The organism is Salinimicrobium flavum (assembly GCF_042684505.1).
GTDB classification, from domain to species: Bacteria; Bacteroidota; Bacteroidia; order Flavobacteriales; family Flavobacteriaceae; genus Salinimicrobium; species Salinimicrobium flavum.
In genome coordinates, this window is record NZ_JBHULT010000006.1 from 320,486 (window position 1) to 333,303 (window position 12,818).

Consider the following 12,818-nt stretch of genomic DNA (forward strand, 5'->3'; position numbering starts at 1 on the left):
TAACATATTAATATTCAGAACGTTATACCCTATGAGGAGCATAACTATAACAGGATTTTTTCTGTTTCTTTTTTATCTATCCCTCCCTATATCAGCCCAGGAAAAAAAGGATTATAAAATCCTGAGTGTGGCCTTTTATAACCTGGAAAATCTTTTCGATATACATGACGATCCTGCCACATTTGACAATGAACGTACTCCTCATGGAAAAGATCGCTGGACAGAAGCAGTTTACAATGATAAGGTGAAGAAGATGGCTGAGGCCATAAGTACTATCGGGAGAAAGGAAACAGGGACACCCCCGGCGCTAATAGGAGTCTGCGAAATTGAGAACCAGAGCGTCCTCGAAGATGTGGTCTCCCATAATTTATTGGAATCTGCCAATTACGGGATCATTCATTACGACTCTCCAGATCAAAGAGGAATAGATGTAGGTCTGTTGTACAATAAAAACTTATTTTACCCGGAACATTCCTACAGTCATGAACTTGTTCTTTATGACAGGAAGTACCCCGGGAAAAGGGTCTTCACCAGAGACCAACTCGTTGTCACAGGTTTACTGGAAGGGGAAAGAATAAATATTATAGTGAACCATTGGCCATCCAGAAGCGGTGGGGAGAAGGCCAGTAGTTACAAACGTGAGAATGCAGCCCTTTTGAATAAAAAGATCATTGATTCCCTTCACCGCATCGATCCTTATGCCAGGATCATCGTAATGGGAGATTTCAATGATGATCCACACGACAAGAGCCTTAGAAACATCCTGGGAGCAAAAACAGAAAGATCAGATACAGGGTTCAGGGAACTTTATAATCCAATGGCCGGTCTCTTCAAAAAAGGCATTGGCAGCTCTGCCTACAGAGACGGGTGGAACCTCTTTGACCAGATACTACTATCGCAGCCATTCCTGGAGCAGGAGCATTCAGGTTACAAATATTTCAGGGCAATGATCTTTAACGAACCTTTCCTGGTGACCCAGGTTGGGCAATATAAAGGATACCCCTTCCGCAGCTTTGGCAGCAGTGGTTACATAGGGGGTTACAGTGATCACTTCCCGGTATATGTGCTATTGATTAAGGAAGCACCCTAAAACCAGGCGCTCCACGGGATCCTTGACAAAAGGAATACCAGCCCAAGGGTATAAAAAATAGCGAGGGACTTGAATTTAGGATGAGAAGTAAGTTTCTTTTTATGCCTGGAATATCCTATGGTCACGAAAACAACCGCCAGGATCATCATAAGAGGGTGCTCAACAAGATATAACCTCAAAGTGGAGTCTTTCATTATCTCCCCCATTCCAAGGTTAGAAAAGGCGCTAAAATATTTAGCATTCTGTAAAATTCCAACAATATATAGCACAATACCTATGAGTAATTGTATATGCGAAACAATTAAGGTGAATAATGAAATTCTGAAGTCGTTGGCCCCATATTCCTTTTTGGTAAAGAAACCAATAAGGGAATTAACGGCTGCGATCACTAAAATAAGAAGCACTAAATACGCCCACCAGGAGTGGATAAAAAATAAAGTTGAGTACATATAGTTAAGTTTTACGGGTAAAGGTAACTTTTTTGCATAAAAAAACCGCCACTTTTTCAAGTGGCGGCCTTTTCATCATTTATTGTTCATCGAACAAAGAAAGTGGATTAGTTTCTAACCCAAACTCCTCCTTGTTTAATAAGGCTCAATTGTTCGGTTCCTGCCGTACCGTTATAGATAGCGAAAACCATAACGTATTTCTGACCTTCTTCTGCGTTTGGAGCAACTTTCTCATTTAAAAGAATGTTCATTGCTTCAACCAGCATATCATCACTCCAGTAGTTAGGGTTTCCAAACCTTCTGTCGAAGTTGTTGTAGTTACCTGCACTCCAGGCCGGATCATCATAGGTATCACCCAATTCATCACTGATAAAAGTGAAATCTGCAGGTCCTAAAATGTAAACCACAGTATTGTCTGGTTCCCAGGCAGTACCGTCATGTCCAAACTGAAGGGTAGTTTCAACTACAGATCCCGGAGAACCCCATGCAGCACCGTCATAAGTAAAGATCTCAACCTGCTTTACGGTTTTACCACCTCCAATATGAAGGGCATAAATTACTGCTTTGGTATCCTCAGCTTCCGCATAAGGATATTCTAACTTTAAGAAAGTAGAAAGATCTTCAATAGCATCATTCCTGCTTGAGAAGTTAGGGTAAGATTCACCCATAGCAGTATAATCTGCTCTTTCCAAAGTCACTGCTTCTTCCCAGGCACCGTTCATAAAAACGTAAGTTGTTGTTCTGGTACTGGTACTTCCTGCATAATATTCGTAAGTTAACTCAACTGCATCTCCTGTTTTAGCTTCAGGATATTTGTGGTTAAGGAACTTGATCATATCATCTGCACTGTCAAAGTTTCCATATTTGAAACCAAGTTCTTTGTACTCCTCCTCTGTTACTTCATAAGAAACAAAGCTTCCAACTTTAACAGCCGGGTTGTACACGTCAAAAGTAACTGTGGCTAAGGAACCTTTACCCCAAACCGGATATTTATTCTTTAAAAGCCGTGGAATAGAATCTCCTGCCTGTTCGGGTGAATCAAAATTTCCGTAATCGCGGTTAAGGAATTCATAATCTTCATCTGTAAGAGTGAATTCTGCTGTTCCTACTGTTGGTCTTGCGTCCAATTCAGCATCAACTTCATCATGGATGTCATCCAAAGGTTCGCAGCTGGTAAATACCAGGCCGGCAAACATCATTAATAAATAGATTGACTTCTTCATCTTAGTATTTTTTTAAAAATTAATTTTTGCTCCAACAGTATACGTTCTTCCGAAGCCGTAGTATACGGTAGCGGTGCGGGCACTTGACATTCCTCCATCACGGGCATCTGCAATATACTCTGTTCCTAATATGTTATTTACGTTACCCAGGAACATTGCATCAAAACCACCGATAGTGAAATCGTGAGTTAAACCAAAATCAAGGATCCCGTAAGCAGGAACTTCCCATGCCTGTCCAACACCTTCAGTATTTCTGAAGTTAGGATCGAAATCTGCGAACAAGTTATCAAAATAATTGAAATCAAGACGCACATTTGTTCCTTCAAATGCTTCATAATCTGCACCTAAGGCAAAAGTTGTCTGTGCAGCATCACCAACTTTCAGGTCAGCGATGAAAAGGTCAATTGTTCTTATCAATTGCTGCTCTTCGTTGAAGATCTGTACATCTGTCACATCATTAACCCAGGTCCAATCTCCTATAGAAGCCATACCTGTAAGGGTAAGTTTGTCAAAGGGACGGTAGTTAAGGTCTACTTCAATACCCTGGTGAAGTGCATTAACCCCAAGAATGTTCGCAGATCCAAAAGTACCGTCAGCATTTCTAAAACTCTGGGTTAAGGTTCTGTCATTCCACTCTGTACGGTAAATATTCACATTAGCCCTGAAATTAGCGCTACGGTATCCATATCCAAGTTCTGCACTAAAGATCTTCTGGTTTTCAGCGTCATCATTGATGTCATTCTGGTAGTTAAGGAAAACCGCATCAAATCCAGGAGCTTTTTCAAAGTAACCTATGTTTGCAAAGATATTGTTGTTAGCATCAAGGTTGAAGTTTGCCCCACCTTTTGCGCTATACCCGAAGAAATGCTGGTAATCTGTCTCTCTTAAAGGGTTGTTATCTTTATAGTTGAAGTAATCCTTTCTCTTATAAGAAGTATTGGAGGCAGCTACAGAGATGAAAGCAGAAAGTTCATTTCTTGAGTACTCGGCCTGGGCGAATGCACCTTCCCAAAGTACAAATCCTTCATCATAATAATCGATCTTATCCCCTACCTGAACCTGCTTTAATTTGTTGTTCTCATCATCTGTATCCAAAAGGTATTGTCCACCTAACAAATTGGTAAGCTCAGTAAAATGTTCTCCTTTATAGTAACGAAGGTCAACACCACCCATGAACTCAATATCTTCAGTAACCTCTGTTGAAAGTGTAGATAGAACCCCATACCAGTTGTGGTTATTTCTTGAAGCACGAAGGTAGGTTTCAGCACCTAAAGCTCCACGCTCAATATTCTCGTCCACGATCTTGTCAAGGTTCAAAGGCTGCAGATAACCGTTACGGTATGGAGAAGGAGCGCTCTCAGTTCCAAGTCCGAACTTGTTAACTCCACCGTATCCTCCACCACCACCGGTTCCAAAGGAAGCGTAAGCAGCTGTAGAAAGGTTTGTAGCGTCTGAAATATTCCAGTAGTGGTTAAGGGACATTTGAGGCTTGTGGTAGAAGTTATCTTCAACGTGCGTTACCTCTCCGTTCAAATAACCCCAGTCACGGTTGAATTTAATACCTCTGTCGCTTTCTCTGAAAGTCTCGATCAATTCAGAATTCTGACGTTGACCGTGCCATTGCGGTGCACCAAAAGCGGTAAAGGAAAGCTGGTGGTCTTCACCAAATTCCTTTGCAAGGTTTATAAAGTAGGAATACCCTTCGAATTCAGTACCGTCTACAAAACCGTTACCGGTAGTTCTTGAAGCTGCAATAGTAGCTGCAAACCCATTATCGAATTTTCCTGTAGAAAGAGTGAATCCGAATTTTTGATACCCGTCATTTCCGGTTCTCATCATTACGTTACCACCTTCTTCCATATCTGTGGTCTTGGTCACAATATTCACAGTACCTCCAATAGATGGCACTGCAACTTTAGAAGCTCCAAGTCCTCTCTGTACCTGCATTGAACGGGTAACATCAGAAAGTCCGGCCCAGTTAGACCAGTATACCCGACCATTTTCCATGTCATTTACAGGAATACCGTTGATCATAACGGCGATATTTTCAGAGTTAAAACCTCTAAGCCTTAACTCAGCGTCTCCAAATCCTCCTCCATTTTTAGTAGCGTATACCCCAGGTGTTGATTTCAGGATCTCAGGAAATTCCTGGCTTCCAAGTTTAGTTTCAATATCTCTTGCCTGAATGGTTGAAACAGCGACAGGAGTTTTCCTGTCTATGGCTAAAGAAAAGCTGGTAACTACAACTTCATCCAAACCAAAAGCACTTGGTTCCATGGAGAGAGTTCCAAGATCTGCAGAACCGGTAAAAGGTACCTCAATAGAGGTGAACCCTACGTAGGAAAGAACAAGCACTCCCTGAGTTCTTGCTGTTTCAATAGTGAAATTACCATCAAAATCTGTCACCGTCCCCACGGTGGTTTGTTTAATACCAATGTTTACACCCGGTATTGGAGTGTTTGTTTCTGCTTCTACTACCTTACCTGTTAAAGTAGTCTGAGCAAAAATAGTAGCGGACGTTAAGAAAAACGCTAATGCTAAAAATTTCCTCATTGTGTAATTTGTTTGTTGTTTAAATTGATGGTGCAAAAGAAAGCATTTTCTAAAATATATCCTTTAACTTAAGGTTAAGAATTTTTCACAAAAACGATAACGTTTTCAACAATGGCAAAATGAAACAACCTCTTGGAATACAAGAGGTTGTAAAAAAAGGTTAATGAAAAGCTAATTTGCTGTTATTCTTGTAGATAAAATTTTAACAGTTTTGAAGTCGAGGAATCATGACCACGAACGTCATTTTCCTCAATTTCAGACAAAATATTGTCCGCTAGCTGTTTTCCTAATTCCACTCCCCATTGGTCATAACTGTATACATTCCAGATGATTCCCTGCACAAAGATCTGGTGCTCGTAGAGAGCTATGAGTTTCCCGAGGCTTGCGGGAGTTAGTTTCTCAATAAGGATAGTAGTAGTGGGCCTGTTGCCGGGAAAAGTCTTGAAGGGAAGCAATTTTTCAAGTTCTTCTTCACTAAGACCTTTCGAAGTAAGTTCCTTTCTAACTTCTTCGGAATTTTTTCCTGCCAGCAAAGCTTCGGTCTGGGCAAAGAAATTGGCCATTAGCTTGTTATGATGAGCTTTGTCATCGAAAAGGGATTTTTTGAATCCGATGAAATCTGCAGGAATGAGTTTTGTACCCTGGTGAATAAGCTGAAAGAACGCATGCTGGGAATTTGTTCCCGGCTCCCCCCAGATAATATTTCCGGTTTGATAAGTCACCTCTTTTCCTGAACGATCTACCCCTTTCCCATTGCTTTCCATGATCGCCTGCTGAAGATAAGCAGAAAATCTGTGCAGGTATTGAGTATAGGGAATGATAGCCTGGGTTTCGGCTTGATGGAAATTATTATACCATACCGTCAACAATGCCAATTGAACAGGAATGTTCTTTTCAAACGGGGTCTCCCTGAAGTGTTGGTCCATAGCGTATGCCCCGTCAAGTAGTTTCTCGAAGCTATTAGGTCCTATCGATAAAGCAATAGAAAGGCCAACGGCACTCCAAAGGGAGAAACGGCCGCCCACCCAGTCCCACATAGGGAAAATGTTTTCGGCTTCAATTCCAAATTCCTTTACTGCCTTAACATTGCTGGAAACGGCGACAAAGTGTTTGGCAACAGCTTCTGCAGGCGCTCTTTTGGTAAACCACTTTCTGATGGTGGTTGAATTTGCAAGTGTCTCCTGGGTTGAAAAGGATTTGGAAACGATTACAAACAATGTGGTTTCGGGGTCAAGGTCCTGAATGGTTTCATGAACATGATCCCCGTCTACGTTAGAAACAAAATGTACTTTAAGATGATTTGTATAGTTCTTCAGGGCTTCTGTAACCATTACCGGACCCAGATCAGAACCACCTATCCCGATATTTACAATATCTGAAAAAGGTTTGCCTGTAAATCCTTTTCGGGAACCATCAATGACAGAGTTACTAAAACTGCGTATTTTTTCTTTTACCTTGAAAACTTCAGGGATCACATTTTCCCCATCCACCTCAACTTCAGTAGTATTTTTTTCCCGCAATGCGGTGTGCAAAACGGCGCGACCTTCTGTCCTGTTAATACGCCCGCCACCAAAATAATCGAAAATGGCCTCTTCCAGGCCAACTTCCTCTGCCAATTCTATCAACAGGTCCCGGGTTTCTTTTGTGATAAGATTTTTACTGTAATCTACATAGAAATCCTCCCACCGCAGGGTAAATTCATCTGCCCTACCGGGATGGGATTCAAATTCACTTTTTAGCTTCAGGTCCTTAACAGCTTTAAAATGGTCTTCTAATTTTTTCCAGGCCTTGGTTTGGGTTGGGTTAGTGCTTTTCATTGTCAATTAGATCTCTTTAAATTCAATATTCCCTAATTCGGCCTTTAAGGGTTCAATCGCTGCAAAATAGGACGGAATATATTTTTCTTCAATAGGCTCAGCGGAAGGTAAATTTTGCCGGAAGGGATCCACCTGCACCCCGTTCTTCCAGAAACGATAGCACACGTGTGGCCCTGTGGCAAGACCTGTACTGCCCACATATCCTATGATATCCCCCTGCTTCACTCTTTGCCCCTGCTTCACTGCTCGTTTGGACATATGCAGGTATTGGGTAGTGTAGGTATCATTGTGTTTCACTTTCACGTAATTCCCGTTTCCTGCGGTGTAGGAAGAAGCGATGATCACGCCATTGGCAGTACTCTTGATCGGCGTCCCATGGGCAGCGGCATAATCTGTTCCTTTATGGGCTTTCCAGCGTTTTTGCACGGGATGGAACCTGTTAGGACTAAAGCGGGATGAAATCCTAAAAAAATCTAATGGTGCTTTTAGGAAAAAACTCTGTAAAGGACGGGCCTTCTCATCATAGTAATCCCGGCCTCCGGCAACCGAATCTACCATAAAATTAAAGGCGTAATATGGTTTATCCTGGTGATAAAAAACAGCAGCTTCAATACTCTCTATACCTGCATAAATACTGTCATTAATATATCTTTCGTGGTAAACCAGCTTAAACCTGTCCCCTTTCTGAAGCCTGAAAAAATCAATACTCCATTGATATATATTGCTCATTTCAAGAGCCAGTAAGTTACTAAGCCCTTCTTCCTGCATGGTTTCAGAGAGATTGGAATTGATCACTCCGGCTACAGTTCTCTTGGAGATAGTTACAGGTTTCTTTGCAGTGTAGGCATTGATAGTGTCCTTGATATCGACCACAGTATAGTTTACCAGATCATTTTCGTAAATAAAAGCTTTCGGGGTTTTAGCAGAATCCCTGTCCTTCAGGATCACGTATGGTTTTCCTGTTCGCATCTTTCGGGGATTAAAAGTATCCCTGGATTTTTCTACGATTTCAAAGATCTTTCCGGGGTCTACTCCGTGGGTCCCAAGAATGATCCCAAAAGTATCTCCAGATCTTATGGTGTCACGCACCACTTCATAATCGTTAAAAATAAACCCATACTCCTCCACTACCGGAGCGGCAGGTTCTTTAACAGTGTTATCGGCTATTTCCTCATTTTTGTGTTGGTCATTACAGGCCGTCAAGACCATCATCAACATTAGCAGGTAACTTAATCTTTTCAATTCGAATGCATTTTTTTGTTAAACGTTTCATCTACCCATTCCTTGCCCCATTCTTTCATCTCCTCCTCATTCCAAAGTTCAGGAAAAAAGGAAATGCGTTGGAAACTCGGTGGAAGAAAATCCTTCCAGTTCGTGCCTCCGGTAGCCGCAACAGCACCTTTCTTGCTCATTAGATAACGATGAGCAGCTCCAATATGCATTAGCAGCCAGTTAACGTTGACTGTTACGTCCAATGTACGCAACGCCTCAATTAAATTTTTATTGTTTTTTTCTTCGGAAGAAAGTTGCTGATATATCTGATAGAGGGTTTTACTTTTTACCCTGTTGGCGAGTGCCAGGAATTTAGGATCATATTCTTCCTCGAACTGTTTAAGGGTGAGGGTTTTTTCTCCCGAAGAAAGGTCGGTAGCACCCCTTTTCCAATAAATATTTTCATAAAGGTCTTCTATGGAAGCCTCTGGCGGCATGTTCTTCCGAATCTCCATGTGCACCAGGTTTTCCAGAGGAGTGGAGTATATTTCAATCATCCTGAATTGCCCTGATTGGAAACCACTGGCAGGTAAAAGGGCCATCCTGAACTTCAGGAACTGCTCCCTCTCCATACCGCGAATCATGATATCAAAAGAACCCGTAAGCACTCTGAAATACCGAATAATTCGATTCAATTTTTCAGTAAAGAAAGGAACCGTAAGGTTTTCAGCTTCTACTATTTGTTTCTGTTCATGAATGATCAGCTTAAAGAAAAGCTCGGTGATCTGGTGGTACCCAATGAAGATCTCCTCATCAGGAAAATGTGTTTTTGTTTTCTGAAGGCTTAAAAGCGTATCCAGACTTATGTAATCCCAATAGGTTAAGTAGCGGTCGTGAAGAAGGCCATCGAGATAGGAACCAAGGTCCTGACCGGAATTTTTAAATTTCTCTTCCAGTTGCCGGACTTTTTGGGCAATCTCGGGTGTAATTTCTTCCATTTTATTTCATTATAATTTTCAACGGATGTTTTAAGCCTTTAAAAGCATCCAAACTGGCATCCAGAGAACCTACTGCCAGATCTGCTTTTATTTTTACCGGCATCCTGTTACCATCATCGCTTACCCAAATAGTCAGGCTTTCTTTTTCCTTGAAAACCCTGCCTGCCAGCACATAAGGTTTGAACTTAAGCGCAGCAATATTACCCATTTTTGTTTTTACGACCTCCCTTCCGAGGAATTTTAACTTAAAATCGTGGTTCTCATTGTCGAAAAACATATTGAGTGTCATCATCTCTCCAGGGGAAATATCGTCTACATTGAGATTGTTCCGAAGATAATAGAAGGAGGATAACATATCATGCACATTCTCCTGTACCGTAAAGGATTCATGTGTGTTATGCTTACGGTTAAAAACATGAGCCGTGTTGGAGCTATGGTCAAAATCTATCTGGATATCTTTGGTGTGGCCACCTTCATCAATTTGCCTGATGAACCTTAGGGGAGATCCCGTATTTTTATCTACAAAGGTCTCATAATTATCATCAACCTTAAAAAATAAATGTAGAAGGCCTGTAGATTTGCCTTTTCCCACCACATGATAAACAGGTTTATTTTTAAAAGTGGTTTCCTTTACTTCAAGGGTTGCAAAACTCGCATTGAAGACCCCGTAATGGATCCTGAACCTAAACCATTCACCATCAGCGAATGCCTGATGGGATTGGGCTGTCACATTTAAGACAACCAGGGAAATTATAATCGTAAATATCTTTTTCATGTAGGTATAGCTTAGTTTTCTTTATTTGGGTTACAATTACAATTTCTATTCCAAATGTATTAAAACAAAAAAACCCCGTCAAGGATGACGGGGTTTTAATCTTCTTTAACCAACTAAAACTTAAATTATGAAAAAAATATTATTTTTTTCCAATTCTGGTAACCACTCCAAAATTGCGGTGCAAAAGTCCTTTAAATTTACATTAATCGCAATAGCAAAATGAACTTTAACTCAGAAGCTTATAAAAAGTGATATTTTTAAGTTTTATATTGGTTTGTATTTATAAATAACAATAAAATTACAGAGTTCCCCTCAAAGTTTGCTCCCTCTCGATAGCTTCAAAAAGAGCTTTAAAATTACCTTTCCCGAAAGATTGGGCTCCTTTTCGCTGAATGATCTCAAAGAACATGGTTGGCCTGTCCAAAACCGGCTTTGTAAAGATCTGAAGTAAATAACCTTCATCATCACGGTCAATTAAGACTCCGAGTTCCTTTAAAGGGGCAAGATCTTCATCGATCTCTCCCACTCTGTCCAAAACATCGTCATAATATGCCTCAGGAACATAAAGGAATTCAACTCCGCGGTCCCTTAATTGGGTAACAGTCTCGATAATATTATCTGTAGCAACAGCGATATGCTGTACTCCGGCTCCGTTATAGAAATCAATATATTCTTCGATCTGTGATTTTTTCTTTCCTTCTGCTGGTTCATTAATAGGAAACTTTATCCTACCATTACCGTTACTCATTACCTTACTCATTAAAGCGGTATATTCTGTAGAAATATCTTTATCATCAAAAGATACCAGCTGTGCGAATCCCATAACCTTGGCATAGAATTCACACCACTTGTTCATTTCGTTCCACCCAACATTACCCACCATGTGGTCAATATATTTAAGGCCTACTTCATCTGCCTTAAAATGGGGTTTGTATGGTTTGTACCCGGGCAGGAATGGTCCCGAATAATTCTTTCTCTCCACAAAAAGGTGAACAGTTTCTCCATAGGTATGGATTCCGGAGATCACAACATGACCATTATCGTCCTTTAGTTCATATGGCTCCTTATATGACTTTGCGCCACGCTTTGTGGTTTCTTCGTAACTTTTACGTGCATCATCCACCCACAGGGCAACTACTTTTACTCCATCCCCATGTTTATTGATATGTTCATTGATCTCCCCTCCGGGTTTAATTGGAGAAGTCAACACTAACCTTATCTTGTCTTGTTGAAGAACATAAGATACCTGATCTTTGTTGCCGGTTTCAAGCCCTGAATATGCGACGGGTTGAAACCCCCATGCCTGCTGGTAATAGAATGCAGCCTGCTTGGCGTTTCCAACATAAAGTTCAACGAAGTCTGTACCTAACAACGGGAGGAAATCCTCTGCCTGGGGTACTGTTTTTTTTATTTCTGCTGTGTTCTCTGTAGCCATAATATTTTTTTTAAGGTTTTAAAAAAACCATACTTAATTTTCTGTTTCTAATTTTCCTGCCCAAACTTAAGAAAGATATGGGAAGTGGGTTCGGGTTAATGATCCAGCCAGGATTTGTGGTAACTATCATCTGCAATTTCCATTGCGTCCTCAGTAATTTGCAGGGGTTTGAAAGTATCAACCATTACCGCCAGTTCCTCTGTCTCTGTCTGCCCAATGCTGCGCTCAACCGCTCCCGGGTGCGGGCCATGTGGAATCCCTGCAGGATGTAGGGAGATATGCCCTTTTTCAATATCATTCCTGCTCATAAAATCTCCGTCTACGTAATAGAGTACCTCATCACTGTCAATATTACTGTGGTTGTAAGGCGCCGGAATACTATCGGGATGGTAATCATACAACCTCGGCACAAAGGAACACACCACAAAAGCATCTGTCTCGAAAGTTTGGTGTACCGGTGGGGGTTGGTGTATCCTACCTGTTATAGGTTCGAAATCATGAATAGAAAAGGCATAAGGGTAATTGTAACCGTCATATCCAACTACATCAAAAGGATGTGAAGCATAGATCATGTCATAGATCTGTCCCTGTTTTTTGACCTTCATAAGAAATTCCCCATTCTCGTCGTTTGTTTCCAGTTCGTAAGGTTGACGAAGGTCACGCTCGCAGAAGGGAGAATGCTCCAGCAGCTGCCCGAAATAGTTCCGGTAACGCTTTGGAGTATAAATAGGTCTTCTGGATTCCACGATGAACAACCTGTTAACCTCATCATCAAAATCTATTTTATAGATAGTCCCACGGGGGATGACCAGGTAATCTCCATATTTGAAATCGAGGTTACCCAGATGGGTCCTGAGTTTTCCGGTACCCTGATGTATGAACAAAAGTTCGTCTGAATCTGAGTTTTTATAAAAATAATCCTTTGTAGATTGTTGCGGGGATGCCAGTACAATATCGACATCTGAATTGGTGAGTACGGTCTTTCTGCTCTGCAGATAATCTGGTTCAGGTTTTATATGGAATCCCTTAAATCTATAGGATTTGATATTGTGCTCTGCTGCTATTTTAGGTCTGGCATTGTAGCTGCCTTTTATTTCTTTCACCTGTGTAGGCCGCTGCTCATGGTACATATTTGTTGACATTCCGTCGAAACCAATAGTACCGAACAATTGTTCATAATAAAGGCTGCCATCCGGTTTTTTGAACACCGTATGCCTTTTATGAGGTATTTTTCCGAGTTTATGATAAAATGGCATGTTCTGAAAT

Annotated in this window: 10 protein-coding genes; 1 reads left to right on the forward strand and 9 read right to left on the reverse strand. The window is 41.1% G+C overall.

What is annotated here, in order from left to right; all coding sequences use genetic code 11:
• Positions 1–31 precede the first annotated feature (31 nt).
• Positions 32–1,090, forward strand: a complete 1,059-nt coding sequence (locus ACFSTG_RS04790; protein ID WP_380748995.1) for an endonuclease/exonuclease/phosphatase family protein — start codon at positions 32–34, stop codon at positions 1,088–1,090.
• On the opposite strand, the gene ACFSTG_RS04795 is transcribed toward ACFSTG_RS04790, so the two are convergent.
• The 9 genes from ACFSTG_RS04795 to ACFSTG_RS04835 form a co-directional block, all read right to left on the reverse strand.
• Complete coding sequence (locus tag ACFSTG_RS04795) at positions 1,087–1,539, reverse strand: hypothetical protein (protein ID WP_380748997.1); 453 nt, start codon at positions 1,537–1,539, stop codon at positions 1,087–1,089. The genes ACFSTG_RS04790 and ACFSTG_RS04795 overlap by 4 nt on opposite strands.
• Positions 1,540–1,646: 107 nt before the next feature.
• Positions 1,647–2,762 carry a hypothetical protein gene (locus ACFSTG_RS04800; RefSeq protein WP_380748999.1) on the reverse strand — a complete coding sequence of 372 codons (1,116 nt, stop codon included), beginning with the start codon at positions 2,760–2,762 and terminating at the stop codon, positions 1,647–1,649.
• A 12-nt stretch (positions 2,763–2,774) separates the two neighbouring features.
• A complete protein-coding gene (locus ACFSTG_RS04805) occupies positions 2,775–5,315 on the reverse strand; it encodes a TonB-dependent receptor (protein WP_380749001.1) in 2,541 nt (846 codons plus the stop codon).
• A 182-nt stretch (positions 5,316–5,497) separates the two neighbouring features.
• On the reverse strand, positions 5,498–7,132 hold the full coding sequence (pgi, locus tag ACFSTG_RS04810) for a glucose-6-phosphate isomerase (RefSeq protein WP_380749003.1): 1,635 nt from the start codon (positions 7,130–7,132) through the stop codon (positions 5,498–5,500).
• A 6-nt stretch (positions 7,133–7,138) separates the two neighbouring features.
• A complete protein-coding gene (locus ACFSTG_RS04815; RefSeq protein WP_380749005.1) occupies positions 7,139–8,374 on the reverse strand; it encodes a M23 family metallopeptidase in 1,236 nt (411 codons plus the stop codon).
• Positions 8,371–9,342 (reverse strand): tryptophan 2,3-dioxygenase family protein, encoded by a 972-nt coding sequence (locus ACFSTG_RS04820; protein WP_380749007.1) that lies wholly within the window; start codon positions 9,340–9,342, stop codon positions 8,371–8,373. The genes ACFSTG_RS04815 and ACFSTG_RS04820 overlap by 4 nt, the downstream gene beginning before the upstream one ends.
• Position 9,343: 1 nt before the next feature.
• On the reverse strand, positions 9,344–10,117 hold the full coding sequence (locus ACFSTG_RS04825) for a DUF3108 domain-containing protein (protein WP_380749009.1): 774 nt from the start codon (positions 10,115–10,117) through the stop codon (positions 9,344–9,346).
• A gap of 298 nt (positions 10,118–10,415) precedes the next feature.
• The gene (hppD, locus tag ACFSTG_RS04830; RefSeq protein WP_380749011.1) at positions 10,416–11,552 is read right to left on the reverse strand and encodes a 4-hydroxyphenylpyruvate dioxygenase; all 1,137 of its coding nucleotides are present in this window, start codon (positions 11,550–11,552) and stop codon (positions 10,416–10,418) included.
• Positions 11,553–11,647: 95 nt separating this feature from the next.
• A complete protein-coding gene (locus ACFSTG_RS04835) occupies positions 11,648–12,808 on the reverse strand; it encodes a homogentisate 1,2-dioxygenase (protein ID WP_380749013.1) in 1,161 nt (386 codons plus the stop codon).
• Positions 12,809–12,818 lie beyond the last annotated feature (10 nt).